Here is a 24,718-nt window from a genome sequence, read left to right as displayed (position 1 = left end):
GGTCCTCTCTCAGGTGGCGGGGCTGGGGTCGCTCCGCTCGTCCGCGGGCGCGGCCTGGACGTCGCGGACCTGGTACTTCTCCACCGCCTGACGGGCCAGGTCACGGTCGACGTGGCCCCAGTCGGCCAGCGACGCCAGCGTCCGGACGACGATCGACTCGGCGTCCACGTGGAAGTGACGGCGCAGCGCCGGACGGGTGTCGGAGAGCCCGAACCCGTCGGTACCCAGCGACGTCATGCCGTGCGGCGCGTACGGCGCGATCAGGTCCGGCACCGAGCGCATCCAGTCCGACACGGCCACGACCGGGCCCGCCGCGTCCTGCAGCCGCGACGTGACGTAGGGGACCTGCGGCTCCTCCTCGGGGTGCAGGAGGTTGTGCTCGGCCACCGCGTCGGCCTGCCGGCGCAGCTCGCCCCACGAGGTCACCGACCACACGTCGGCCGACACGTTCCAGTCCTGCGCCAGCAGCTCCTGCGCGCGCAGCGCCCACGGCACCGCGACGCCCGAGGCGAGCAGCTGGGCCTTCGGCCCGTCGCGCTGCGGGCCCTCGGCGTAGCGGTACATGCCCGCCAGCAACCCTCGCACGTCGAGGTCCTCGGGCTCGGCCGGCTGGGTGAACGGCTCGTTGTAGACCGTCAGGTAGTACATGACGTCCGGCGAGCGGTGGCCACCCAGCGGGGAGCCGGGGTCGTCGCCGTACATGCGCACCAGGGCGTCGCGGGTGATGTGCGCGACCTCGAAGGAGAACGCCGGGTCGTAGGAGACCACCGCGGGGTTCGTGTGGGCCAGCAGCAGCGAGTGCCCGTCCTCGTGCTGGAGCCCTTCCCCGTTGAGCGTCGTCCGCCCGGCGGTGGCCCCCAGGATGAACCCGCGGGTCAGCTGGTCGGCGGCGGCCCAGAACCCGTCACCGGTGCGCTGGAACCCGAACATCGAGTAGAAGATGTAGATCGGGATCATCGGCTCGCCGTGCGTCGAGTACGAGGTGCCGACGGCGGTGAACGAGGCCGTGGACCCGGCCTCGTTGATGCCCTCGTGCAGGATCACGCCCTGCTCGGACTCCTTGTAGGCCAGCATCAGCTCGCGGTCGACCGACGTGTAGCGCTGGCCGGCGGGGTTGTAGATCTTGTGCGACGAGAACAGGGAGTCCAGGCCGAAGGTGCGGGCCTCGTCGGGGATGATCGGCACGAACCGCGGGCCGAGCTCCTTGTCCTTGAGCAGCTCCTTCAGCAGGCGGACGAACGCCATCGTCGTCGCCACCTCCTGCTTGCCCGAGCCGCGCCGCAGGACATCGAGCGCCTTGTCGTCGGGCGACTTCAGGGTCTTGAACTCCGCCCGCCGCCGCGGGACCGCGCCGCCGAGCTGCCGCCGCCGCTCGAGCATGTACTGCATCTCGTCGGAGTCGGGGTCGGGCTTGTAGTAGGGCGGCAGCGTCTTGTCGAGGGCCTCGTCGGGGATGTCGAGGTACAGCCGGTCGCGGAACATCGCGAGGTCCTCGGCGGTCAGCTTCTTCATCTGGTGGGTCGAGTTGCGGCCCTCGAAGTGGCTGCCCAGGGTCCAGCCCTTGATGGTCTTGGCGAGGATCACCGTCGGCTGGCCCTTGTGCTCCACGGCCGCCTTGAACGCCGCGTAGACCTTGCGGTAGTCGTGCCCGCCGCGGGAGAGATTCCAGATCTCCTTGTCGGACATGCTCTCGACCATCTTGCGGGTGCGCGGATCGCGCCCGAAGAAGTGCTCGCGGACGAACGCGCCGTCCTCGGCCTTGTAGGTCTGGTAGTCGCCGTCGGGCGTCTGGTTCATGAGGTTGACCAGGGCGCCGTCGCGGTCGGCGGCCAGCAGCGGGTCCCACTCCCGGCCCCAGATGACCTTGACGACGTTCCAGCCGGCGCCGCGGAAGAACGACTCCAGCTCCTGGATGACCTTGCCGTTGCCGCGGACCGGTCCGTCGAGCCGCTGCAGGTTGCAGTTGACGACGAACGTGAGGTTGTCCAGCTCCTCGCGGGCGGCCAGACCGATGACGCCGAGGGATTCCGGCTCGTCCATCTCGCCGTCGCCGAGGAAGGCCCAGACGTGCTGGTCGGAGGTGTCCTTGATGCCGCGGTTGTGCAGGTAGCGGTTGAACCGCGCCTGGTAGATGGCGTTGAGCGGACCGAGCCCCATCGAGACGGTGGGGAACTCCCAGAACTCCGGCATCAGCCGGGGGTGGGGGGTAGGACGACAGCCCGCCGCCGGGGTGGCTGACCTCCTGGCGGAAACCGTCCATCTGCTGCTCGGTGAGCCGGCCCTCGAGGAACGCGCGCGGTAGATGCCGGGGGAGGCGTGCCCCTGGAACCAGATCTGGTCACCGCCGCCGGGGTGGTCCTTGCCGCGGAAGAAGTGGTTGAAGCCGACCTCGTACAGGGACGCCGACGACGCGTAGGAGGAGATGTGGCCGCCCACGGCGATGCCGGGCCGCTGCGCGCGGTGCACCATGATCGCGGCGTTCCAGCGGATGTAGGCGCGGATGCGGCGCTCGACGTGCTCGTCGCCGGGGAACCACGGCTCCCGTGTCGGCGGGATGGTGTTGATGTAGTCGGTGCTGCGCAGGGCGGGGACGCCGACCTGGCGCTCCCGGCTCCGTTCGAGCAGCCGGAGCATCAGGTACCGCGCGCGGTCCCGACCGGCGTGCTCGACCACGGCGTCGAGGGAGTCGATCCACTCCTGCGTCTCGTCGGGATCGATGTCGGGGAGCTGGCTGGGCAGCCCGTCGGTGATGACCGCGCGGGGGGCGCCGGACTCCTGGACGGGATCGCCGTCCTTCTGCTGCGGTGCGCTCATGGGCTCATCGTCTCCCGTCGGGGTGTGCGCCGTCACGCCCACCCGTGGTCCTCGCGAGTCGCGTGCGTCTCCCGATGGTCCTCCACCGAGTCGCCTGCTGCGCGGCTTGCGCCAGGCCGGTGATGCCCTACGCTTCCGCCAGCGGTGGCTCGGGACCTCGGGCCGCAGGTGTCGGCAGGGACGAGAGGGGTGACATGACCAGGCTGCGGGGCGCTCTCCCGCTGGTCGTGTCCGGCCCCGTTCCCACTTCCTCGGACGACGCGGACTGCTGACCGTGACGCGTCCGCGCGCATTCGGCGCCCCGACAGGGCACCATCCACCCCATCACCGGCCAGCCGTTGGCCACCTTCAGGAGGAGCAGCAGGGATGAGCGTCGACAGCGCCGGCATGGCGGCCCGGCTGGGCATCAAGCCGGGCATGGTCGTGCAGGAGCTCGGCTGGGACGAGGACGCCGACGAGGACCTGCGCGACGCCATCATCGAGGTGTCCGGCGGCGAGATGGTCGACGAGGACACCGACGAGGTGGCCGACGTCGTCATCCTCTGGTGGCGTGAGGACGACGGGGACCTGTTCGACGCCCTGACCGACGCGATCACCTCGCTGGCCGACGACGGCGTCGTCTGGCTCCTGGTGCCGAAGTCCGGTCGACCCGGGCACGTCGAGCCGGGCGACGTCACCGAGGTGGCGCCGACCGCGGGGCTGTCGCAGACCAGCAGCATCTCGGCGGCCAAGGACTGGTCGGGCATCCGGCTGGTGACCCCGAAGGCGGCCCGCTCCCGCCGCTGAGAAAGTTGAAGGACCCCGTCCTCCTCATCCCTCGCGGGCTCGGGACGAGCCTCTGGACGGGGCCGTTCCAGTACCTCACCCCGCGTGGGGCAGCATGGGGGCATGAGCCTCTCCGTCGGCGACAGCGCGCCAGAGTTCAGCCTCCCCGACCAGGACAAGCAGGTCGTCTCCCTCGCGGAGCTGCGGGGCACCCCCGTCCTGCTGGTCTTCTACCCGTTCGCCTTCTCGGGCCTGTGCACCGGCGAGCTGTGCCAGCTGCGCGACGAGCTGGCCGACTACACCGACGCCGGCGTCCAGGTGCTGGCCATCAGCACCGACCCGGTGTTCAGCCTCAAGGCCTTCCGCGAGAAGGAGGGCTTCGAGTTCCCTCTGCTCTCGGACTTCTGGCCGCACGGGGCGACCGCGCAGGCCTACGGCGCCTTCAACGACAAGGCCGGCATGGCGCTGCGGGCGACCTTCCTCGTCGACGCCGACGGCACGGTCGCCTTCGCCGAGGTCAACTCGCCCGGTGACGTGCGCGAGCAGACCGGCTGGAAGAAGGCAGTCGCGGCCCTGGCGGCCTGAGGAACAGGGCCCGGGCGCCTAGCCTGGGCCCGCCGGGCGCGTAGCTCAGCGGTAGAGCTCTCGCCTTACAAGCGAGCGGTCGCAGGTTCGAACCCTGTCGCGCCCACCCCGAGCACCGAGATGCGCCCCAGGCCGGTATCCGACGTCGCGGATGCCGGCCCGAGGCGCATCTCGGCGGTTGTCAGGTCCTCAGCCGGTCACCAGTAATGGCGACGTCCGCCGACGGCACGGCCCATCGAGCCCATCAGGTAGAGCACCGCGCCGACGACGAGGAGCACCAGGCCGATCGTCCAGAGGATCGACACCTCCAGCAGCAGGCCGAGCAGCAACAGCACCAGACCGAGAACGATCACGACATTCCTCCTGTGGGTGGGCGGCTCAAGCGGTGTTGACGGGCCGGCACTGCGCCGTCACCGTCCACTCGAGCGACACGTTCCCGCGGGCATCACGCCTGCGGGTCGGGCCGGTGACGATGAGGGTCGACCAGTCCGGCGCGCCGTCCTCCGCGCACGCGCCCTCGTCCAGGTCGTCCCAGGGCACCGCCACGGTTCGCTTGAAGATCACGGCGGGACCAGTGACCGCCCGGGCCCCGGTCATGCGGGAACGGGCGCCGGTTCACCCGGAATCGCGCCCGCCGTCACCTGCTCGGGTGACTCCGGCCCGACGTCGTCACGGCCGGTGCCGCGACCTCAGGCGGCGGACGTCGTCGCGACCGGGTCGCAGGGGGTCGGCGAGGCCGGCTTCGGGAACGCCGGGCGCAGGAACAGCGGTGCCTTGAACGGCTTCCAGGTGCCCTCGGGCTGGGCCAGTCGGTCGGCGATCGCCCAGATCGAGGCGGGGTGGTGGCCCAGACCGAGGTGGCTGGCCATCACGGCGATGTTCTCGCAGCGCTCACCCGGGGTGTCCAGGCAGGTCTGCCAGTGCACGATGCCGTCGAAGTGGGAGTAGATGGACGACGAGGGCACCGGCAGCGGCGTCGCCTCGGACTCCAGTGGCAGCGTGCGGTGCTCGACGTGCAGGTGCGAGAAGCGGTCGAAGACCTTGGTCGCGCGGCTCTGGCTGTGCCGGGCCAGCCGGAAGGGGCTGCCGAGGGTGACCACCTGGCGTACGGAGTCAGGGGTCCGGCGGGCCAGGTCGCGGGCGAAGATGCCGCCGAGGCTCCAGCCGACGATGGTGACCGGCTTGCCGTGCTTGTCGGAGAGGTGGCCGACCAGATCGCGCATGCCCGTCACGCAGGCGGCCGTCGGGCCGATGTTGCGGCCGAGGCCCCAGCCGTGGGTGTCGTAGCCCAGCTTGCGCAGCACCGCGCGCAGGGCGCGGGTCGACACGTCGTCGGCCAGCAGACCGGGCAGGACGAGCACCGGGTGGCCGTCGCCACGGGGGAGCCTGGGGATCAGCGGGCGGGCGGCGAGGTAGAGGCCGTAGTCGGCCACCGCGCGCCCCGGCTCGCTCAGGTAGAGCGGGAGTGTGGGACCGTCGCCCTGCCGTAGTGCCACGCGTCCTCCCGTTGCCACCCGCTCTTGGTACCGGCGTGTACCAAGATGGGGTCTGGCTCACACGTCGTCAGTGGAACTCGCAGGCACATGTTGCCGAATTGTGAACTGGGTCATATGTGCCGTTCACGTCTCTTGTGCCGCGGCGGGCGCACATGACTGGCGAGGAGCGGGCAGGTGACAGCCGTGTGACCGTGGCAGCGGACCGCACGAGTACGGACGAGGGGATCGACGGATGACCGAGGCGGAACCGACGACGTTCGGCGAGAGCCGGACGGTGGACCTCGGCGGGCCGGTGCACTACGTCGACTTCGGAGGTGTCGACGTCGACGGCCCGGACGGCGCTCCGACGATCGTCCTCGTCCACGGGCTGGGCGGCTCGCACCTCAACTGGGACCTGCTCGCCCCGCTGCTGCGGCCGCACGCCCGCGTCCTGGCGCTCGACCTGCCGGGTTTCGGGCGCAGCGAGGCCGGTGACCGCCGGACGACGGTGCAGGAGAACGTCGGCGTGCTCGACCGGTTCCTCACCGACGTCGTGGGGACGCCGGTGGTCCTGGTCGGCAACTCGATGGGCGGGATGATCTCGATCCTCGAGGCCGCCCGGTCACCGCAGAAGGTCAGCGGTCTGGTCCTGCTCGACCCGGCCGTCCCCGGGCCGCGACGCAAGCTCGACCCGCTGGTGGCGCTGACCTTCGCCGTCTACGCGATGCCGATCGTCGGTGAGCGCTTCATGTGGCTGCGCCGCCGGCGCGCGACGCCGCTGCGCCAGGTGCACGACATGCTGCGGTTGTGCGGCGTCGACCCCGAGCAGCTGCCCAGCGCGGTCATCGACCGCTCGGTCGAGCTCGTCGAGCACCGCCTGACGGTCACCGGGGTGGAGAAGTCGTTCATGGCGGCGACCCGGTCGCTGCTCCGGCTCCTGCTGGACCCCCGCGCCTACCGCGAGGCGATGGCGTCCATCGGCGTCCCGGTGCTGCTCGTGCAGGGCGACCAGGACCGGCTCGTGTCGGTGCACGCCGGGCGCGAGATCGCCGCCCGGCACCCCGAGTGGCGCTACGTCGAGCTGGCCGGGGCCGGGCACGTACCACAGCTCCAGATGCCCGAGCGCGTGGCGACCGAGGTGCTCGACTGGATCGCGGCCGCGGAGCTCAGCCGCTCCTGAGCTGCCGCGGGGTCAGGAACCGCGGAGGGTGTCGCGCAGCGCCTCAAGGCCGGTGTAGCGGGGCCGCCAGCCCAGCTGCTCCTTGGCCTTCGTGGTGTCCATGATCGCCGGCCGGCTGGCCGCCTCGACCCACTCGGCTACCGGTGGCAGGAACGGCAGCCGGGCGAAGGCCCGGGCGGCGGCCTGCGACGGGCCCGGCGGCACCGGGATCGGCAGGGCGCCGAACTCCCGGGCGACGTCGGCGGCGGTCAGGACCCCGTCGCCGGCGATGTTGTACGCGCCGGGCGGACCGGCCGCGACGATGCACTGCACCAGCGCGCGGCCGACGTCCTCCTCGTGGATGAACTGCAGCGGGTGTTCGGGCACCACCATCGGCACGGGGACGGGCAGCCGCCGCGGGCGGCCGAACAGCTTGCGGCCCAGCGGCGCGAGCGGGCCCGGCAGCACGTCCTTGCCGCCGATCACGTTCGGGCCGAGCACGACCGGCGGGCGCAGCAGGAAGAGCGCGAGCTCGGGGTGCTTGCCGGCCTCCTCGTGCAGCAGGCTCTCCAGTTCCGCCTTCTCCTGGGCGTAGAACAGCCGGCTGGCCGGGCGGGTCGGCCACTCCTCGTCGATCGTCTCCGGGTTGTCGTCGTGGAAGCCGTAGGCCGCCACCGACGAGGCGTAGACGAACCGGCGGGCGCCGGCGGCCGCGGCGGCGCGGAACGCGTTGAGCGTCCCGTCGACGTTGATCGCCCGCGTCGTCTCCCGCGAGGCGTTGCCGGTGATCAGGAACGCCAGGTGGACCACCACGTCGGCGCCGTCGAACGCCTCGCGCAGCGCGTCGGCGTCGCGGACGTCGCCCTGCCGGTACTCCATCTTCGTCCAGCCCCGCTCGGCCGGGTCGAACGGACGGCGGGCGATGCCGATGACCCGCGCGATCCGGTCGTCGTCCTGGAGCAGGGGCACCAGGCCCGAGCCGAACGTGCCCGTCGGCCCGGTGACGGCGACCGTCAGGTCGCGTCCCTCGCCGGCGGGCTCGTCGGTCAGCCCGCGGGGGCCCTCGCCGAGGGCTCCGGCGCCCCGTCGCCTGGTCGGGCTCACCGGCCGGCCGCCGCCGAGGTCTTCTTGGCCGGCGTCCGCGCGGCCGCCTTCTTCGCGGGTGCGGCCTTCTTCGCGGGTGCGGCCTGCTTCGCGGGCGTGGCCTTCTTCGCGGGCGTGGCCTGCTTCTCGGGTGTCGCCTGCTTCGCGACCGGTTCCGGCGCCGCCGGGGCGGCCGGCTTCGCCTCGTCGCTGGTCGCCGCCTCGGCCGCGGCGGTCGCCTCCGCGGTGGCCGACGCCTGCTTCTCGGCGATGGCCAGCAGCTCCTCGATCCCGCGCCGGATCCCACCGGAGAGCACGTCGACGTCGGGGTAGCCGTCGAAGTCGGCGTTGATGCCGAACGTCATCGTGTTCAGGTAGGAGAAGATGCCGATCGAGCAGCGGGTGCCGCCGGCGATCGGCACGTACGCGGTCGCCGTGGTCATTCGCTTCCCGAGCACGTACAGCGGCACGCGCGGACCCGGCACGTTGGTGGTCACGGCCTGGCACCACATCTGGCCGGCCTGCAGCGTTGCCCGCACGCCGAGGGACAGCAGCGTGGGTGCGACGAAGTCACCCATGGCGATGATCGAGCGCGCGTCGACGGCTTGCATCGCCTTCTTGTACTCGTCCATCTGGCCGCGGACCGCCTCGAGTCTCTTCACCGGATCGGGCTGCCCCACCGGCAGGTCGACGAAGACCGCGGACACCTGGTTGTTCAGCGAGCCGCGCTCGTCGGGGCGCCGCACCGAGACCGGCACCATCGAGCGGACGACGAGCTTCTCCGAGGTCAGCTCGCCGCGCCCCTGCAGCAGATCGCGGAACCCACGGGTGATCGCCGCGAGCACCACGTCGTTGACGGTCCCGCCCAGCGCCGTCCGGACGGCCTTGAACTCCTCGAACTTGCCGTCGGTCCAGGCCCACCGCCGGTGCGGGCCGATCGGGCCGTTGAGCGACCGGGCGGTCGGGGTGACCGCCTGCTTGGCCAGCGACGGCACGGTCTCGGCGAGTTTCTTGCCCGACTCCAGCAGCCCCTTCGCCGACCGCGCCGCTCCGCTCACGTTCGGCATCGAGCTGAGCTGCTGCAGGGGGTGGGCGACCGCCTCGGTGACCGCCTCGCTCATCACGGTCAGCGCCGAGGGCGGGCGCCGCGGGGTCCAGTCCTGGGGTGCCTCGTGCGTGGCGTCAGGGTCCAGGTCGAACATGAGCGTCATCAGGTCGGTGCCGGCGACGCCGTCGACCATGCAGTGGTGGACCTTCGAGATCAGCGCCCAGCGGTCGTCGGCCAGGCCCTCGACCAGCCACAGCTCCCAGAGCGGCTTGGCCATGTCCAGGCGCTGACCCAGCACCCGGCCGGCGAGGTTGCGCAGCTGCTCGTCACTGCCCGGACGCGGCACCGCGGTGTGCCGGACGTGGTAGAGGATCTGGAAGTGCGGGTCGTCCACCCACACCGGTCGGCCGAGCTGCATCGGCACGGGGCGCACCCGCTGCCGGTACCGCGGCACCTTCGGCAGCTTGCTCAGGATCAGCCGGACGACGTCCCCGTAGGTCGGCGCCGGCCCGTCGAAGACGGCGACGGAGCCGACGTGCATCGGGGTGTTCTCGCTCTCGGCGAAGAAGAAACTCGCATCGAGGGCACTCAACCGGTCCACGTTTCCGCTCCTCGCCGCCCCCGTTCCCACTGCTCGGAAGGGGGCTCTCGCATGACCTGGGGTGGCCGCTGAAGTTAGGTGTGTCGCTGGGTCCGTGCAACCCGAGCCTGTGGCTCGGACCACACTTGCATGCCCGGCACGGTCGCGGTCAACCGGCCTTCGGCGCCCGCTGTTCGACCCGGTCGAGCAGATCGTGGAACGCCTGGTCGACGGCGGCGGTGCGGGTGAGGTTGACGCTGTGCCCGGCCCCGGGGACGACGACGAGCTCGGCGTTCTCGCCGACCGTGTCGGCGATCGCCCGGCCGTGGGCCGCAGGGGTGAGGCGGTCGTGGGTCGCGGCCACCACCGTGACCGGCACCTTCCGCAGCACCTCCAGGGCCGCCGTCTCGTCGTGGTCCAGGAAGGTCGCGTAGAAGGCCATCGCCACCGGCCAGGGCGTCTCCTCCAGCAGGGCCTGCACCAACCGGACGTTCGCCAGATCGGCGTCGTCGGCACCGAACAGCAGCCGGCGGACCACCCGCCGGCCGATCCGGGTGCCGCGGCGCCGGAAGCGCTCGAGCAGGGGGGCGATGAGCTCGAGGAACCGGAGGTAGAGGGTCAGCAGGTGCAGTGCGCGGACCACCTTGACGGCGAGGCCGAGCAGGCCGGTCTCGACCAGCCCGCCGGCCGAGGTGGCGAGCAGGAAGGCCCCCACGACCCGGTCGCCGAAGAGCTCGGGCCGCTGCCGGGCCAGTGCCAGCACGCTCATGCCGCCCATCGAGTGCCCGGCGAGCACCACCGGGCCGGTCGGCGTGGTGGCGTCGAGCACCTGCCCGAGGTCGCGTCCCGTCCGGTCGATGGTCGCCCGGGTCAGCCGGGTCCAGCCCGAGCGGCCGTGCCCGCGCTGGTCCCACAGGACCAGCCGGACGCGGTCCCGCAGCGCCGCCCGCTGCAGCTCCCACTCGGCCAGCCGGGCGGTGAAACCGTGCGAGAGCACGACGGTCAGCGAAGCGCTGAGGTTCCCGTCGACCTCGACGTGCAGGGGGACACCGTCGTCGGTGGTGACGGTGCGCGAGCCGGGCGGCGGGGGACCGGTGGGCGCCGGGAGCGACGGCGACGGCGGGACGGGGGCGGTCGGCACATCTCCAGTGTGACCGCGAGTCACGGGGCTTTGCCCTGGTCAGCCTGGACGACCGGGTGCGTTCTCCCTCACAAGCCGACGGGCGGTGTCCACCTCGCGCGCCACCGGGGCCAGCACGCCGTCGGCCATGATCTCGGCGTCGTCCGGCACGCGGTGAGTGCGCACGTCCTCCTCCAGCTGCCGGATCGCGCGGCGCAGGACGGCCACCTGGGCGAGGTCGGGCGACGGGTCGCCCTCGCGCCGGGCGATGACGGCCTCGGTGACGGCGTCGGACGTCCGCTCCAGCTGGACGATGACCGGCCACCAGGCCGCCGCACGGTTGCTGATCGGTGGCGGCTCGGCCAGCCGCCGTTGCAGCTGGGTCTGCAGCTCGGCCAGCGCGCGGTAGTTCCGCCGGCGGGCGCGCCGGCGCTCGGCGGGGCTGCCGGTGAAGGCGGCCTCGACGAAAGCGTCCAGGGCGAGGGTGGCGTCCCGCAGCGCCTGCTCCAGCGGAGCCCGCCAGGTCTGCGGCCAGAGCAGGTAGCCGAAGACGAGCACGATCGCGCACCCGATGAGGGTGTCGGTGAGCCGGGCGCCGACCAGCCCCGGACCGCTGGGCAGCGCGAGATCGAGCAGGAGGATGATCACCGGCGTCTGGAAGACGGAGAAGAGCCCGAAGTTGGCGTTGCGCGCCCAGGGCAGCAGCGCCGCGAAACCGGCCATCGCCACCAGCACCCACGCGTCCCGGGGGAGCGCCGCGAGCAACGCCGAGCCGATGAGGACGCCGAGCAGCGTGCCCGCACCGCGCTGGACCGCTCGGGTGAACACCGAGCCGAAGTCGGGCTTCAGGACGATCGCGACGGTGAGCAGCACCCAGTAGGGGCGCTCGATGGGCAGGTACTGCCGCGCGATCTCGGCGACGGTCATGCACAGCGCCAGCCGGAGGGCGAAGGCGCGGCTGTCGGGGCTGGCGACGGTGCGGGAGGCCAGGTCCCGCAGCCGCGTGCGCAGGTCGACGTCGAGACGTTCGGCGGCCGCGCCGGCGCGCTCCTCCGGATCGCCGACGACGTTCCACACCAGGCGTACGCCGTGCCGGACGGCACGCCGCGGTGGCGGGCCGTGTTCCAGCGGGGGCGGGCGCTCCCCGACGAGCTCGGAGTCCCCGGCCAGCGCCGTGGCCAGCGCGTGGACGGCGTGCACGTCCTCGGGGTCGGCGGTGACGGCGGCACGGGCCGAGGCCACGGCCCCTTCCACCAGCGGGGCGGCGGCGTTCAGCACGCCGGCGAGCTCCGAGAGCTCCCGGGTGCGGCCCGACGAGAGGCTGCGGGTCCGGATCACCGCGTCGTAGGCGGAGTTGAGGGCAGCGGTCAGGGCCCGGCGGCTCTCCTCGGCGCGGGGTGTGCCGACGGCGCTGAGCAGGTCGGCGATCCGGGTGAAGACCGCCGCGACCGAGGCCCGGTCCGGATCCTGCGCCTCGGTCGCGGCCTGCACGAGGATCGTCATGACCGCCCACGCGGCACCGGCCAGGAAGAAGCCGATCTCCTGCGCCGTGGACAGCGGCGTGACCAGTCCCGAGGAGAGGGCGGCGTAGACCAGCAGCTGCAGCGCGCCGAGGGACAGGGTCGCGTTGACGGCGCTGATCAGCGCCGCGGCGACGGACAGCAGCGCGATGAGGACGACCGGAGCCCAGCCGCCGCCGGTGGCGAACTGGCCCACGAGCAGGCCCACGCCACCGAACGAGATGGCGGCGGTAGCCCGCCGGAGCCGGTCGCGCAGCAGCCCCGACTGCGGTGCGAGGCTGCCGGCCAGTGCCCCGGTCGTCGCGAAGACACCGGCCCCGAGCGCCGGGCCGGGTGTCACGCCGCCCTCGACCAGCACGGCCACGGCGAGCGGCGTCGGCACGGTGACGGCGAAGCGGACGACGTCGCGCCAGGGCACGGGAGGTCGGCTGGTGCGGACGAGCTCCTCGAGCCAGGCGGGGGCGCGGAAGCCGCGCTCGCGTCCTCCGCCGTCCGTCACGCGCGAAGCTTGTCACCGCTGGGGCCTGGTCCCGGGAAGGGTGGGTCCGGGGAGGGGCGGCTCGCCTACAGTCTCCAGCCGTGTCCGTGCCCCTGCGCGAGGTGATCGCCGCCCTCGAGGCCCGCTACGACCCTCGCCTGGCGGAGGGCTGGGACGCCGTCGGGCTCGTGTGCGGCGACCGGGACGAACCGGTGGAACGGGTGCTGTTCGCGGTCGATCCGACGTCCGCCGTCGTCGACGAGGTGATCGGGACCGGGGCCGCACTGCTGGTCACCCACCACCCGCTGCTGCTCACCCCGGTGCACGGGGTGCCCGCCGACGACCCGAAGGGCCGGCTGGTGCACCGGCTGATCCGTGCCGGTGCGGCGCTGTTCGTCGCGCACACCAACGCCGACCGCGCGCCCGACGGCGTGAACGACGCGTTGGCCGCCGTCCTCGGGCTGATCGGCACCGAACCGCTGGAGCCGGTGCCGACCGACCCGGGCGTGGGCCTGGGGCGCGTCGGGGACCTGCCGGAGCCGATGCCCCTGCACGCCTTCGCCGCCCGGGCCGCCGGGGTGCTGCCCGCGACCGTGGGCGGGGTCCGGGTCTCGGGGGACCCCGACCGGACCGTGCGGCGAGTGGCCGTGTGCGGAGGCAGCGGCGGCTCGCTGACCGGCGCCGCGGCGGCGGCAGGCGCCGACGTCTTCCTGACCAGCGACCTCAGGCACCATCCGGTCTCCGAGCACGCCGAGTCGCCGGGCCCGGCACTGGTCGACGTTGCCCACTTCGCCACCGAGTGGCCGTGGCTGCCGGTCGCGGCCGACCTGCTGCGCCGGGACCTCGACGGCCGCGTGGAGACCTGGGTGTCGGTCCGGCGCACCGACCCCTGGACATGGCACGCCGCCTCGGCGGGCCCTCGCGCCTAGCGGTGCCGGGCGGCCCGCAGCGCCGACACGCAGGCCCGTTCCAGGGCTCGCTGCCGCCGCATGCGGGCGAGCACGCCGGGCCGGGGCTCGAGCGCGCGGCTGCCGGGCCGCTGCACGTCGCGCAGCCGGCCGTCGGCGTAGGACCCGGTGGTCGTGTGCACCGACCACTGCTCGACGTCGGGCACGGAGATCTCCTGGGCCACCAGGACGGCCGGTCCGCTGACCGTGACCGGCCCGCCGCGGACGGGCATCGGGTCGGCCTCCCAGTCCTCGACGTGGACGGTGCGGACGTGCAGTCCGTCGTCGTCCACACCCAGGACGGCCTCCGAGGGACCCTCCCGGCGCCTGCCGCCACGACCTGCGTGGTCTCCAGGACCAGGATCAATCTCGGGAGGTACCACCAGTGCTCCCGGCGCAGCATCGGCGAGTCGGCCAGCGCACGCGAGGGCGGGTGCTTGCGCAGCTCCTGGGTCAGCAGTTGCTCACCGAACAGGTCGCCGTCGGCGTCCTCCACGAGCGACAGCCGACCCGAGACGACCAGTGGCTGCCAGCCCGAGCCGGTCAGCCGCGGATCGGAGAGCACGAGTGCCGACTCCACCGACGCCGCGGCCTCGCGCGCGCTCTCGACGTGCGCCCACGGAAGCGCCACCGCCGGCTGCCCGCCGAGCACGAGGGGGACGACCCCGATGGCTGCCGGCGGCCCTCCGCCGGGGCGGCGCCATAACAGTTCGGCCACGCCGGCCGAGTGCACTGCCGTCCTTGCGCTTGTGACGTCCATCACCTGGTTGTCTACTCCTCGGGAGGGCGGCAACGGGACCGCCACCGGATCTGGGAGTCGTCATGCCGGCGTTCGTGGTCGCCGCCGTGGTCGGGGTGCTGTTCTTCCTCGGCTACCGCTACTACTCCAGCTATCTGGCCAGGAAGGTCTACGCCCTCGACCCGGCGTTCGTCACGCCGGCGCACGAGTTCAACGACGGCGTGGACTTCGTGCCGACCAACAAGCACGTGCTGTTCGGGCACCACTTCACGTCGGTGGCCGGAGCGGCGCCGATCGTCGGTCCGGCCATCGCCGTGTTCTGGGGCTGGGGGCCGGCGCTCGCGTGGATCGTCCTGGGCACCATCTTCGCCGCCGGTGTCCACGACTTCGGCGCGCTGGCCGTCTCCGTGCGGCACAAGGCCAGGAGCATCGGCACGCTGGCCGGCGAGGTCATCAACGGCCGTGCGCGGATGCTGTTCCTGGCGATCATCTTCTTCCTGCTCACGCTGGTGAACGCGGTGTTCGCCGTCGTCATCGGCAACCTGTTCGTCGCCAACCCCGGCGCGGTGATCCCGATCGTGCTCGAGATCCCGCTGGCCATCTTCATCGGCGCCTACATCTACCGGACCCGCTCCTCGGCACTGATCCCGTCGATCGTCGGCGTGATCGTGCTGTACGCCCTGATCCTGGTCGGGAACCGCTTCCCCATCTCGCTCGACGGGCTGGCCGAGGCCCTGGGCTTCGAGCAGACGCGCAACCTCTGGGTGATCCTGCTGTTCGTCTACACCTGGATCGCCTCGCGGATCCCGGTGTGGGTGCTCCTGCAGCCACGCGACTACATCAACAGCCACCAGCTGTTCATCGCCCTGGGCGTCATCGGCCTCGGCGTGATCGTGGGCATGAACCAGATCCAGGCGCCGGTGATCAACGACGTGCCGGAGGGCTCGCCGAGCTTCTTCCCGTTCCTGTTCATCACCATCGCCTGCGGCGCGATCTCCGGCTTCCACTCGCTCGTCGCGTCCGGCACCTCGTCCAAGCAGCTCGACAAGGAGCCCGACGCCCGGTACGTCGGGTACATGGGCGCGGTGGGCGAAGGGTCCCTCGCGACCGGTTCGGTGCTGGCCGCGACCGCCGGCGTGGCGGCCTCGCAGGCCGACTGGGGCGAGCTCTACCCCGACTTCGCCACCGCGTCCGGGGGAGCGGTCGGCAACTTCGTCCGGGGTACCGCGGAGTTCGCGAACAACCTGGCCATCCCGCTCGACCTGGCGACGATCTTCGCCGCGGTCGTCGTGATCAGCTTCGCCGCGACGACGATGGACACCGGCGTCCGGCTCCAGCGCTACGTGATCCAGGAGATCGGCGAGCTGCTGAAGATCCGGGTGCTGGCGCGCAACCTCACGGTCGCCACGACGATCGCCGTGGCCATCCCGCTGGGCATGGCGTTGATCCCGGGCGAGACCGAGGCCGGGTACACCTTCGGCGTCCTGTGGCAGCTGTTCGGGACGACCAACCAGCTGACCGCCGGCCTCGCGCTGTCCGTGATCGCCGTGTGGGTCACCCGCCGGGGACGCAACCCGGTGGCGGTGCTCGTGCCCCTGGTGTTCCTGCTCGCCATGACGTCGTGGGCGCTCATCGTCAACCTGCGGAACTTCATCGAGGCCGACCAGTGGGTGCTCGCCCCGCTGGACGCCATCATCTTCGTGCTGGCGATGTGGCTGATCGTCGAGGCCGCCATCGCGCTGCGGAAGGCGTTCGGCGAGGGTTCGCCGGCCGCTCCTGCCGGGGGCGGTGAGGAGTCCGCCGTCTCCCGGGCGAACGACGACGTCGGCCGGTCGACCGCCGGCCCCACCGACGGTCCGACGGGCAGCAGCCGGCGATGAGGCACCGCGTCGTCCTCGTCCGTGGCCCGCGCGCCACGGGCGGGGGCGGCGGCGGCTGCTGCGGCGGTGACGTCCGGCCCTTCGACGAGGGCGGCGGACACTGCCACACGGTGGTCGACGACGAGGTCGCCCCCGTCTATCGCGCCCTGCGCAGCGCGCTGCCCGCGGACGTCGACGTCGAGATCGTGTCCCCGACCAACTGGCCGTTCCTGCTGCCCGAGCTCGTCGGAGGCGGGCGCCGCCGCGGGCTGCGCGGGCTGGCGTTGGCGCGCTCGGTCCGTGCCGGCATCGCGGTGTCCTCGCTGGTCCTGGACGGCGCGGTCCTGGCCTCCGGCGGCCTGCCGGCTCCCGACGACGCGGTCGCCCTGGTGGAGGCGCAGCTGTCCCTGCGGTGAGCGTCGGGGGAGCCGTCGCGCCGCAGGTAGGTTGACCGTGTGAAGGCCGACCACTTCGAGCAGCAGAAGCTGCTGGACCTTGCCGCCGAGGACGTCGCGCTGACGCAGCTGGCGCACCGCAGGCGCACGCTGCCCGAGGCCGCCGCCGTGACCGCGGCGGAGGAGGCCGAGCGCTCCCTCGCGGCGGACGTCGTCCGCGCCGAGACCGAGGTGCGGGACCTGGGCCGAGAGGTGAAGCGGCTCGAGGCCGACGTCGAGACCGTGCGGCAGCGGGAGGACAAGGACCAGCGGCTGCTGGACTCCGGGAGCGTCTCGCCCAAGGAGATGACCAACCTCCAGCACGAGCTCGAGTCGCTGAAGCGGCGGCAGACCGACCTCGAGGACCAGGAGCTCGAGCTCATGGAGCGGCTCGAGGTGGCCGAGACGGCGCTGCGCGGCGCGCAGGAGGGGCTGGACAAGGCCCGCGCCGACCTCGAGCGGGCGGTGCAGCTGCGGGACGACGCGCTCGCCGACATCGCCGACCGGACGACGCAGCACGAGGCGGCTCGCGGCGAGGTGGCCGGCTCGATCTCCGCGCCGCTGCTGGCGCTCTACGACCGGATCCGGACCCAGACCGGTACGGCCGGTGCGGCGATGCTGAAGTCGCGGGCCTGCCAGGGCTGCCGCATCGAGCTGAACGGCCGCGAGCTGGCGGCGGTCCGCAACGCCGACCCGCACGAGGTCGTGCGCTGCGAGAACTGCGGCCGGATCCTGGTACGGACCGCCGAGTCGGGTCTGTGAGCCGCCGCCTGATCGTCGAGGCGGACGGCGGCTCGCGCGGCAACCCCGGACCGGCCGGCTACGGCGCGCTGGTTCGGGACGCCGACACCGGCCGGGTGCTGGCCGAGCGGGCGGCGTCGGTCGGGCGGGCCACCAACAACGTGGCCGAGTACGGGGGACTGGTCGCCGGCCTGCAGGCGGCGCTCGACCTGGACCCGACCGCCGAGGTCGAGGTCCGCATGGACTCCAAGCTCGTCGTCGAGCAGATGTCGGGGCGCTGGAAGGTCAAGCACCCCGACATGCAGAAGCTGGCGCTGCAGGCGCAGCAGCTCGCCCGGCAGCTGCGCGACGTCCGCTACACGTGGGTGCCGCGGGCCCAGAACGGCGCCGCCGACGCCCTGGCCAACAGTGCGATGGACGGCAAGCCGGTGCACCGGGACCCCGCCGCGGAGCCCGTCGTCCTGGAGGACGACGTCCAGCCCAGCGCCGAGCCGGCCCCGCTGGTCACCACCGTCACGCACCTGCTGCGGCACGGCCAGACCGAGCACACGCCGGAGCGCCGGTTCAGCGGGCGCAACGAGCTGCCGCTCTCGCTGACCGGCCGGGCCGAGGCCGGAGCGGCCGCCGCCCGGGCCGCCGAGCTGGGGATCGAGGTCGTGGTCGCCTCGCCCTTGCGGCGGACGCGGGAGACCGCCGAGATCGTGGCGGCCTCGCTCGCGCTGCCCGTGCAGTTCGACGAGGACCTCGTCGAGCTCGACTTCGGCCGCCTGGAGGGCCTCACCTTCGAGGAGGCCGCCGCTCGTCATCCACTGGCGGCGCGGCGGTTCATGACCGACGTGTCACTGGCCGCACCCGGCGGTGAGTCGATCGCCGACGTCTCCGCCCGCGTGACCCGCGCGCGGCAGCGGATCCTCACCGAGCACGCCGGGCGGACGGTGCTGGTGGTCAGCCATGTGACGCCGATCAAGCTGCTGCTCGCCGCAGGTCTCGACGTGGCCGACCAGGTCGTGCACCGGGTGTTCCTCGACGCCGCGTCGCTGAGCACGGTGACCTGGTCCTCGGACGGCCGCGCGTCGGTGCGGCTGGTGAACGACACGGCCCACCTGCGCTGATCGTCGCCATCTCGGCTTGATCATCGTCGTTTGGCTGCGCCGATCGGCGCGTCGGTCCGCCATACGCCGATGATCGACGAGGGGGGTCAGACCCGCGCGAACAGGTAGATCGAGACCGCAAGCCCGAAGACGACGATGAAGATCCGCAGCGGCGTGGTCGGGATGCGTGTGGCGATGCGCGCGCCGAGGAACCCGCCGACCAGGCTGGCCGGGGCGGCGACGGCGACCACCGCCCAGTGGACCGGTCCGAACAGTGCGAAGACCACCAGCGAGACGGTCGCGGTGACCGCGGACAGCGCCGACTTCATCGCGTTGGCCAGCTTCAGCCGGTGCAGCCCGACGCCGAGGATGCCGACCAGGATCACGCCGAGCGCGCCCCCGAAGTAGCCGCCGTACACCGTCGCGACGAACAGGGCGACGTACAGCCAGGAGGGGTCACGGCGGCGCCCGTCGTCCACGGCGGCCCGCAGTCGCCTGGTGAGCAGCGGCTGCACCGCAAGCAGCAGGCTGGCGAGCAGCACCAGCACGGGGACGACGACGTCGAACGCTTCCGTCGGCGTGGTCAGGAGCAGCACGCTTCCCGCCGTCCCACCGAGGAGCGCGACGACGCCGAAACGGATCAGCCGGCTGCGCTGACCGGCGTACTCGGCGCGGAAGCCGGCCACTCCGCCGAGGTAGCCGGGCCACTGGGCGACCGAGTTGGTGACGTTGGCGGCCACCGTGCCCAGACCCAGCGCGACGAGGGTGGGGAAGAGGATCAGCGAGCCGCCGCCGGCGACGGAGTTGACGCCGCCCGCGAGCAGGGCCACCCCGGCGGCGATGAGCAGGTCGACGGCGGACACGTGCGCCGACGCTACGGTCCGCCGGCGTGGTCAGCGGCGCCGGTGCCGGCGGTGCAGCTCGCGGACCTCCTGGGCCAGCTCCTCGACCGGCCCCTCGACGACCACCCCGGGCGCGACCTCGCGGATGGGCAGAGGCCGGACCGGTGCCGGGGGCACGCCGAGCTCGCGGAGCCAGCCGCTCAGCTGCGCCGACGAGGTCGCGTAGACGACGCGCCCCAAGCCGACCCAGGCGTGCGCGGCGGCGCACATGGGGCAGTGCTCGCCGGAGGTGTAGACGGTTGCCGCGGCCCTCTCCTCGGGGCGGAGGTGCGCTGTCGACCACCGGGCGATGGCGAACTCGGGGTGCTGCGTGGCGTCACCGGCGGCCACGCGGTTGTGGTCCTCGAACCGGACCTGCCCCTCGCGGTCGACGAGCACCGATCCGAAGGGTTCGTCGCCGGCGTCGAGGGCGGCGCCGGCCAGCTCCACGCACCGGCGGAGGTGGGCGCGGTCCACGTCGTCGATCACGCGGACCATCCTGGCGGAGGTTCGCTCGGCGCCGTGGCTACGGCACACTGCCGCGCATGCCGACGTCCCCCATGCCCGACGACTGGCAGCGCGCCCTGGTCGTCGCCGCCCACCCCGACGACATCGAGTACGGCCTGGCCGCCGCCGTGGCCGTGTGGACCGCGGCCGGCAAGGAGGTGCACTACCTGCTCGCCACCCGCGGCGAGGCGGGGATGGCCGGCGTGCCGCCGGCGCAGGCGGGTCCACTGCGGGAGGACGAGGAGCGGCGGTCGGCCGCCGTCGTCGGTGTGACCGAGGTGGAGTTCCTCGGCCACCGGGACGGCGTGCTGGTAGCGGGGCCCGAGCTGCGGCGCGACCTGGCCGCGGCGATCCGGCGGCACAAGCCGGAACTCGTGGTGACCGGCTACTTCGGTCCGACGTGGACGCCGCCGGGCGTCTCCCCGGCGTACGTCAACTCCGCCGACCACCGGGCCCTGGGCCAGTGCGTCATCGACGCCGTCGCGGACGCGTCCAACGAGTGGATCTTCCCCGACCTCGACGAGGAGCCCTGGCGCGGCGTGCAGTACATCGCGGTGTCGGAGATGACCGATCCGCCGCACGAGGTCGACGTCAGCGAGACCGTTGAGCTCGCGGTGCAGTCGCTGGCGGAGCACAGGCGGTACCTGGAGCTGCTGTCCGACGACCCTGTCGACATGCAGGCACGTCAGGTCGTCGACATGTCGACCCTCCGGGAGGACGGCGGCCGACGGGTCGGCTTCCGGCTCTTCTGGGGCTGAGTTCCGGCCGAGTGGGTGCGCTGAGTGAGCGTTCGCCGTCCGATCGTGGGGCCTTGGCGCACCCGCTCGGCTGGACCCAGCGCCTAGACTGTCGATCACGACGGACGAGTCGGCTGGGCGGTCGCGTCGGCGGGGGAACCCGTCGCCGAGGAACGTCCGGGCTCCACAGGGCAGGGTGGTCGCTAACGGCGACCCGGGGTGACCCGCGGGACAGTGCCACAGAGAACAGACCGCCAGTGTCGCGTCTTCGGGCACAGCACTGGTAAGGGTGAAACGGTGGTGTAAGAGACCACCGCACACCGGGTGACCGGTGTGGCTCGGTAAACCCCACCCGGAGCAAGGGCAAGAGGGACGGCGGTTCGCCGGCGTCCTGCGCAGGCGTTCGAGGGCGGCCCGCCCGATGCCTGCGGGTAGCCCGCTGGAGCCTGCCGGCAACGGCAGGCCTAGATGGATGACCGCCCATCGGGAGGCCGCGAGGCGCCCGTGGACAGAACCCGGCGTACAGGCCGACTCGTCCGTCGCCCGCCCGAGAGGAGTCGCGCGGTGCCGCCCCGGGAGCTGCAGGACCTCATCCGGTCGCTCGTCGCGGCCGAGCTGGGGTCGGGCAGCCGTCTCCTGGACGTCGCGACGCTGCAGGAGTCGTCGCGGGGCGTCGTCCTCCGGCTGGAGGTGTCCGGGTCACCCGGGCCGCTCGTCCTCACGCTGACGGGAGCCGACCACGCGCGCACCGCCGCCGTCGTCGGGCTGGCCCGGGCGGCCGGGGTCCCCGTCCCCGACGTCGTCGCGGTCGGCGACGGATACCTCCTGCGCGCCCACGTCGAGGGCACGGAGTGGCATCGGCTGCGCCCCCAGCTCGACCACGACGCCGTCCGGGCGGTCCACCGGCGGTTCGCCGAGACGCTGCTCGCGATCCAGTCGGTGACCATGGCGTCGTTCGGCGAGCTGGACCACCAGGGCAGCCCGGCGGGTCACTCCCAGGTCGAGGCGCTGCACCGCAGGGCCGACCTGCGCATCGAGGACGCCGCCTCGCGGGACCTGTTCCACGCCGTCCTCGACCGCGACGCGGACCTGTACGCCGCCGGCCGGCCGACCCTCGTCCACGACGACCTGCACCACGGCAACGTGCTGCTGGGCCAGGAGGCGGGGGAGTGGCGGGTCACCGGCGTGCTCGACTGGGAGAAGGCGTGGGCGGGGCCGTCGGAGTCCGACGTCGCTCGCATGGCCTTCTGGGACGGCATGACCGGGCCCGGCTTCTGGCAGGTCTACCGCGCCGCCGTTCCGGCGGACGACGGGTACGCCCGCCGGGCCCTGGTCCACCAGTTGCTGTGGTGCCTGGAGTACGACGACGGGACTGCTCGGCACGCCCGCGACACCGCTGCCGTCCGCGCTGCGCTCGGCATCGCGTCGGATTGACGCCACCACCCCCTGCGCCCAACCTGTTCCATGACGGTCATCCCGCTCCCGCGGCACGGACAGTGGATCGAGGACCTCCGCGGCGAGGGGCGCTCCGTCCGCGTCTCCGCGCACGAGGACGCCGGGCTGCTGAACCTCAGCATCTGGCGGCACGGGACGTGCGTGGGCACGGTCCGGCTGCTCCCCGAGGACGTCGCCACGCTGGTCGGCGGTCTGTCCGAGGGGCTCGCGCAGATGGCCCGCAGCGAGCCGGGGCGGGAGGACGACCGCGTGCGAGCGCTCGAGCGGCGCGTCGCCGAGCTGGAAGAACGGCTTCCGGGGCCGAAGCGGTTCCGCTACGCGACCGGCCTGGTGGGCCGGGCCCGGGCGACGCTGGGCATCCGTCTGACCACCGGGCGTCCGCTGCTCTCCCGCTGACCGGCCCGCCAGGCGAGCGCACGACGGCCCGCCGGGATGCACCGGCGGGCCGTCGCGGTCGAGCCGGGATCAGGCGAGGTCGAACCGGTCGAGCTCCATGACCTTCACCCACGCCCGGGCGAAGTCCTGGACGAACTTCTCCTTGGCGTCATCGGACGAGTAGACCTCCACGATGCCTCGCAGGATGGAGTTCGAGTTGAACACCAGGTCGGCGGCGGTGGCGGTGCGGACGACGTTGCCGTCGGCGTCCCGGCCCTCGTAGACGCCCTCGGCCTCGGCCGACGTGGACCACGAGACGCCCAGGTCGAGCAGGTTGCGGAAGAAGTCCTGCGACAGGACGCCCGGGCGGTCGGTGAAGACGCCGTGCTTCGTGCCGCCGGTGTTGGCGCCGAGCACGCGCAGCCCGCCGACGAGCACCGTCATCTCCTTGGCCGTCAGGTTCAGCATGTAGGCCTTCTCGACCAGCAGCGTCTCCGGGGAGATCTTGGTGCCCGGGTCGATCCAGTTGCGGAAGCCGTCGGCCCGCGTCTCCAGCCAGCGGAAGTTGTCGACGTCGGTCTGCTCCTGCGAGGCGTCGGTGCGCCCCGGGTGGAAGGGCGCGGTGACCTGGACGCCCGCGTCCGCGGCGGCCTTCTCGACCGCTGCGGTGCCACCGAGGACGATCAGATCGGCCAGCGACACCTTGTTCCCGGTCTGCTGCTCGAACTCGTCCTTGACGCGCTCGAGCACGGGCAGCACGTCGCGGACGCCCTCGTTGGCCGCCCAGTTGATCTGCGGCTCGAGGCGGATCCGGGCGCCGTTGGCGCCGCCGCGGTAGTCGGTGCTGCGGAACGACGCCGCGGCCGACCAGGCGGTGTGCACCAGCTGCGAGACGGTGAGACCGGAGGACAGCAGGCGCTGCTTGAGGTCGGCGATCTCCGCCTCACCCACGAGGTCGTGGTCGACCGCCGGAACCGGGTCCTGCCAGACGAGCTCCTCGGCGGGGACGTCCGGGCCGAGGTAGCGGGACCGCGGACCCAGGTCGCGGTGCAGCAGCTTGAACCACGCGCGGGCGTACTGGTCGGCGAAGTACTCCGGGTCGTCCCGGAAGCGCTCGGCGTACACGCGCAGCTCCGGGTCCATCCGCAGGGCCATGTCGGCGGTCGACATCATCGGCGGGTTCTTCTTGCCGGCGATGTGCGCGTCGGGGACCAGCTCCTGCGCCTCGGGGTTCGTCGGCTGCCACTGCTTGGCACCGGCCGGGCTCGTGACGAGCTCCCAGTCCCAGCCGAACAGGGTCTCCCAGTAGGAGTTGTCCCACTGCGTCGGCGTGGGGGTCCAGGCGCCCTCGAGGCCGCTGGTGATCGTGTCGGCACCCTTTCCGGTGCCCTGCGGGTTGTGCCACCCGAGGCCGTTGCCGTGGACGGGGCAGCCCTCGGGCTCGGGGCCGAGCAGGGACGGGTCGCCGTTGCCGTGCGTCTTGCCGAACGTGTGGCCACCGGCGATGAGCGCGACGGTCTCCTCGTCGGTCATGCCCATGCGGCGGAAGGTCTGCTTGATGTCGTGGCCCGAGCCCACCGGGTCGGGGTTGCCCTTCGGGCCCTCGGGGTTGACGTAGATCAGGCCCATGGTGACGTTGGCCAGCGGGCCCTCGTCGAGGTTCAGCGGCTCGTCACCCGAGTAGCGCTCGTCGCCGAGCCAGGTGTCCTCGGGGCCCCAGAAGACCTCCTCGGGCTGCCAGGTGTCCTCGCGGCCGAAGGCGAAGCCGAAGGTCGGCAGGCCCATGTCGTCGTGGGCGACGTTGCCGGCGAGCACGAGCAGGTCGGCCCAGGAGAGCTTGCGACCGTACTTCTGCTTGATCGGCAGCAGCAGGCGGCGGGCCTTGTCGAGACTGGCGTTGTCCGGCCAGCTGTTGAGCGGGGCGAAGCGCTGTGCCCCGTTGTTGCCGCTGCCGCGGCCGTCGGCGATCCGGTAGGTACCGGCCGCGTGCCACGACATGCGGATGAACAGCGGGCCGTAGTGGCCCCAGTCGGCCGGCCACCAGTCCTGGGAGGTGCGCATGAGCGTGCGCAGGTCGCTCTTGAGCTCCTCGACGTCGAGCTCGGCGAAGGCCGCCTTGTAGTCGAAGTCCTCACCGAGCGGGTCGGAGTCCTTCGAGGGCTTGTTCAGAACCGAGAGGTCGACCTGGTTGGGCCACCAGTCCTGGTTGGTGCGCGGCCGACCGCCGGTGTGCGCCTCCGGCGACGGGATCGCCGGGTTCTCGCTCTCGCTGGTGCTGCGTGTCTCGACCTTGTTGGACTCGTCCTTCACGGTGTGCCTCTCTGT

23 protein-coding genes, 1 tRNA gene and 1 other RNA gene are annotated in these 24,718 nt (G+C 72.6%); 13 read left to right on the top strand and 12 right to left on the bottom strand.

Annotated elements, in window-relative coordinates; genetic code table 11:
* Window positions 1-9 precede the first annotated feature (9 nt).
* A complete protein-coding gene (gene aceE / locus MVA48_RS07120; RefSeq protein WP_246987286.1) occupies window positions 10-2,814 on the bottom strand; it encodes a pyruvate dehydrogenase (acetyl-transferring), homodimeric type in 2,805 nt (934 codons plus the stop codon).
* A 366-nt stretch (window positions 2,815-3,180) separates the two neighbouring features.
* Here aceE and MVA48_RS07115 point away from each other — a divergent pair, with 366 nt between their 5' ends.
* The 3 genes from MVA48_RS07115 (at window position 3,181) to MVA48_RS07105 (ending at window position 4,270) form a co-directional block, all read left to right on the top strand.
* On the top strand, window positions 3,181-3,600 hold the full coding sequence (locus MVA48_RS07115) for a DUF3052 domain-containing protein (RefSeq protein WP_135158280.1): 420 nt from the start codon (window positions 3,181-3,183) through the stop codon (window positions 3,598-3,600).
* A 102-nt stretch (window positions 3,601-3,702) separates the two neighbouring features.
* The gene (locus MVA48_RS07110; protein ID WP_246987284.1) at window positions 3,703-4,164 is read left to right on the top strand and encodes a peroxiredoxin; all 462 of its coding nucleotides are present in this window, start codon (window positions 3,703-3,705) and stop codon (window positions 4,162-4,164) included.
* A gap of 34 nt (window positions 4,165-4,198) precedes the next feature.
* A tRNA-Val gene (locus tag MVA48_RS07105) sits at window positions 4,199-4,270 on the top strand.
* A 91-nt stretch (window positions 4,271-4,361) separates the two neighbouring features.
* Here the strand turns inward: MVA48_RS07105 and MVA48_RS07100 are convergent.
* From MVA48_RS07100 to MVA48_RS07090, 3 genes are all read right to left on the bottom strand, one after another.
* Window positions 4,362-4,517 carry a DUF6131 family protein gene (locus MVA48_RS07100; RefSeq protein ID WP_246987282.1) on the bottom strand — a complete coding sequence of 52 codons (156 nt, stop codon included), beginning with the start codon at window positions 4,515-4,517 and terminating at the stop codon, window positions 4,362-4,364.
* Between the two features lie 25 nt (window positions 4,518-4,542).
* Entirely contained in the window at window positions 4,543-4,728 is a 186-nt protein-coding gene (locus MVA48_RS07095; protein ID WP_246987280.1) for a hypothetical protein, read from the bottom strand.
* A 125-nt stretch (window positions 4,729-4,853) separates the two neighbouring features.
* Window positions 4,854-5,660, bottom strand: a complete 807-nt coding sequence (locus tag MVA48_RS07090) for an esterase/lipase family protein (protein WP_246987278.1) — start codon at window positions 5,658-5,660, stop codon at window positions 4,854-4,856.
* A 232-nt stretch (window positions 5,661-5,892) separates the two neighbouring features.
* Between MVA48_RS07090 and MVA48_RS07085 the strand changes: the two genes are divergently transcribed.
* Window positions 5,893-6,819, top strand: a complete 927-nt coding sequence (locus tag MVA48_RS07085) for an alpha/beta fold hydrolase (protein ID WP_246987276.1) — start codon at window positions 5,893-5,895, stop codon at window positions 6,817-6,819.
* 12 nt (window positions 6,820-6,831) lie between these two features.
* Here the strand turns inward: MVA48_RS07085 and MVA48_RS07080 are convergent, their stop codons facing one another.
* The 4 genes from MVA48_RS07080 to MVA48_RS07065 form a co-directional block, all read right to left on the bottom strand.
* Window positions 6,832-7,902, bottom strand: coding sequence for an NAD-dependent epimerase/dehydratase family protein (locus MVA48_RS07080; RefSeq protein ID WP_246987274.1), 1,071 nt, complete (start codon window positions 7,900-7,902; stop codon window positions 6,832-6,834).
* Window positions 7,899-9,530 carry a WS/DGAT/MGAT family O-acyltransferase gene (locus MVA48_RS07075; RefSeq protein WP_246987273.1) on the bottom strand — a complete coding sequence of 544 codons (1,632 nt, stop codon included), beginning with the start codon at window positions 9,528-9,530 and terminating at the stop codon, window positions 7,899-7,901. The genes MVA48_RS07080 and MVA48_RS07075 overlap by 4 nt, the downstream gene beginning before the upstream one ends.
* A gap of 148 nt (window positions 9,531-9,678) precedes the next feature.
* Window positions 9,679-10,650 carry an alpha/beta fold hydrolase gene (locus tag MVA48_RS07070; protein ID WP_246987271.1) on the bottom strand — a complete coding sequence of 324 codons (972 nt, stop codon included), beginning with the start codon at window positions 10,648-10,650 and terminating at the stop codon, window positions 9,679-9,681.
* Between the two features lie 39 nt (window positions 10,651-10,689).
* Complete coding sequence (locus MVA48_RS07065) at window positions 10,690-12,648, bottom strand: FUSC family protein (RefSeq protein WP_246987269.1); 1,959 nt, start codon at window positions 12,646-12,648, stop codon at window positions 10,690-10,692.
* 80 nt (window positions 12,649-12,728) lie between these two features.
* Between MVA48_RS07065 and MVA48_RS07060 the strand changes: the two genes are divergently transcribed.
* Window positions 12,729-13,556, top strand: a complete 828-nt coding sequence (locus MVA48_RS07060; RefSeq protein ID WP_246987267.1) for a Nif3-like dinuclear metal center hexameric protein — start codon at window positions 12,729-12,731, stop codon at window positions 13,554-13,556.
* Here the strand turns inward: MVA48_RS07060 and MVA48_RS07055 are convergent.
* Entirely contained in the window at window positions 13,553-13,867 is a 315-nt protein-coding gene (locus MVA48_RS07055) for a hypothetical protein (protein WP_246987258.1), read from the bottom strand. The two genes, MVA48_RS07060 and MVA48_RS07055, sit on opposite strands and share 4 nt — an antisense overlap.
* A 529-nt stretch (window positions 13,868-14,396) precedes the next feature.
* On the opposite strand from MVA48_RS07055, the gene MVA48_RS07050 reads away from it, so the two are divergent.
* From MVA48_RS07050 to MVA48_RS07035, 4 genes are read left to right on the top strand one after another with little or no spacing between them, the layout of a single operon-like run.
* The gene (locus MVA48_RS07050; RefSeq protein WP_246987256.1) at window positions 14,397-16,193 is read left to right on the top strand and encodes a carbon starvation CstA family protein; all 1,797 of its coding nucleotides are present in this window, start codon (window positions 14,397-14,399) and stop codon (window positions 16,191-16,193) included.
* Entirely contained in the window at window positions 16,190-16,588 is a 399-nt protein-coding gene (locus MVA48_RS07045) for a hypothetical protein (RefSeq protein WP_246987254.1), read from the top strand. The genes MVA48_RS07050 and MVA48_RS07045 overlap by 4 nt, the downstream gene beginning before the upstream one ends.
* Window positions 16,589-16,627: 39 nt before the next feature.
* Window positions 16,628-17,368, top strand: a complete 741-nt coding sequence (locus tag MVA48_RS07040) for a zinc ribbon domain-containing protein (protein ID WP_246987252.1) — start codon at window positions 16,628-16,630, stop codon at window positions 17,366-17,368.
* On the top strand, window positions 17,365-18,459 hold the full coding sequence (locus tag MVA48_RS07035; RefSeq protein ID WP_246987250.1) for a bifunctional RNase H/acid phosphatase: 1,095 nt from the start codon (window positions 17,365-17,367) through the stop codon (window positions 18,457-18,459). The genes MVA48_RS07040 and MVA48_RS07035 overlap by 4 nt, the downstream gene beginning before the upstream one ends.
* A gap of 86 nt (window positions 18,460-18,545) precedes the next feature.
* Here the strand turns inward: MVA48_RS07035 and MVA48_RS07030 are convergent, their stop codons facing one another.
* Together MVA48_RS07030 and MVA48_RS07025 are read right to left on the bottom strand one after the other, a co-directional pair.
* A complete protein-coding gene (locus MVA48_RS07030; RefSeq protein WP_246987248.1) occupies window positions 18,546-19,301 on the bottom strand; it encodes a sulfite exporter TauE/SafE family protein in 756 nt (251 codons plus the stop codon).
* Window positions 19,302-19,331: 30 nt separating this feature from the next.
* Window positions 19,332-19,808, bottom strand: coding sequence for a nucleoside deaminase (locus MVA48_RS07025; protein ID WP_246987246.1), 477 nt, complete (start codon window positions 19,806-19,808; stop codon window positions 19,332-19,334).
* A gap of 56 nt (window positions 19,809-19,864) precedes the next feature.
* Between MVA48_RS07025 and MVA48_RS07020 the strand changes: the two genes are divergently transcribed.
* From MVA48_RS07020 to MVA48_RS07005, 4 genes are all read left to right on the top strand, one after another.
* Window positions 19,865-20,584 carry a PIG-L deacetylase family protein gene (locus MVA48_RS07020; RefSeq protein ID WP_246987244.1) on the top strand — a complete coding sequence of 240 codons (720 nt, stop codon included), beginning with the start codon at window positions 19,865-19,867 and terminating at the stop codon, window positions 20,582-20,584.
* A 105-nt stretch (window positions 20,585-20,689) separates the two neighbouring features.
* Window positions 20,690-21,102: RNase P RNA component class A (rnpB, locus tag MVA48_RS07015), an RNA gene on the top strand.
* Between the two features lie 25 nt (window positions 21,103-21,127).
* A complete protein-coding gene (locus tag MVA48_RS07010) occupies window positions 21,128-21,997 on the top strand; it encodes a phosphotransferase family protein (protein WP_246987242.1) in 870 nt (289 codons plus the stop codon).
* 30 nt (window positions 21,998-22,027) lie between these two features.
* The gene (locus MVA48_RS07005; protein WP_246987240.1) at window positions 22,028-22,414 is read left to right on the top strand and encodes a hypothetical protein; all 387 of its coding nucleotides are present in this window, start codon (window positions 22,028-22,030) and stop codon (window positions 22,412-22,414) included.
* 69 nt (window positions 22,415-22,483) lie between these two features.
* Here the strand turns inward: MVA48_RS07005 and katG are convergent, their stop codons facing one another.
* Window positions 22,484-24,703, bottom strand: coding sequence for a catalase/peroxidase HPI (gene katG / locus MVA48_RS07000; protein WP_246987237.1), 2,220 nt, complete (start codon window positions 24,701-24,703; stop codon window positions 22,484-22,486).
* Window positions 24,704-24,718 lie beyond the last annotated feature (15 nt).

The organism is Blastococcus sp. PRF04-17 (assembly GCF_023016265.1).
Classification (GTDB): Bacteria; Actinomycetota; Actinomycetes; order Mycobacteriales; family Geodermatophilaceae; genus Blastococcus_B.
This window is presented reverse-complemented; position numbering and strand designations above follow the sequence as displayed.

What these genes read in the sequence shown, in the direction of transcription:
- MVA48_RS07050 (WP_246987256.1), top strand. Translation starts at nt 14,397, where the DNA reads ATGCCGGCGTTCGTGGTCGCCGCCGTGGTCGGGGTGCTGTTCTTCCTC.
- MVA48_RS07115 (WP_135158280.1), top strand. Translation starts at nt 3,181, where the DNA reads ATGAGCGTCGACAGCGCCGGCATGGCGGCCCGGCTGGGCATCAAGCCG.
- aceE (WP_246987286.1), bottom strand. Translation starts at nt 2,814, where the DNA reads ATGAGCGCACCGCAGCAGAAGGACGGCGATCCCGTCCAGGAGTCCGGC.
- MVA48_RS07110 (WP_246987284.1), top strand. Translation starts at nt 3,703, where the DNA reads ATGAGCCTCTCCGTCGGCGACAGCGCGCCAGAGTTCAGCCTCCCCGAC.
- MVA48_RS07005 (WP_246987240.1), top strand. Translation starts at nt 22,028, where the DNA reads ATGACGGTCATCCCGCTCCCGCGGCACGGACAGTGGATCGAGGACCTC.
- MVA48_RS07085 (WP_246987276.1), top strand. Translation starts at nt 5,893, where the DNA reads ATGACCGAGGCGGAACCGACGACGTTCGGCGAGAGCCGGACGGTGGAC.
- MVA48_RS07020 (WP_246987244.1), top strand. Translation starts at nt 19,865, where the DNA reads ATGCCGACGTCCCCCATGCCCGACGACTGGCAGCGCGCCCTGGTCGTC.
- MVA48_RS07045 (WP_246987254.1), top strand. Translation starts at nt 16,190, where the DNA reads ATGAGGCACCGCGTCGTCCTCGTCCGTGGCCCGCGCGCCACGGGCGGG.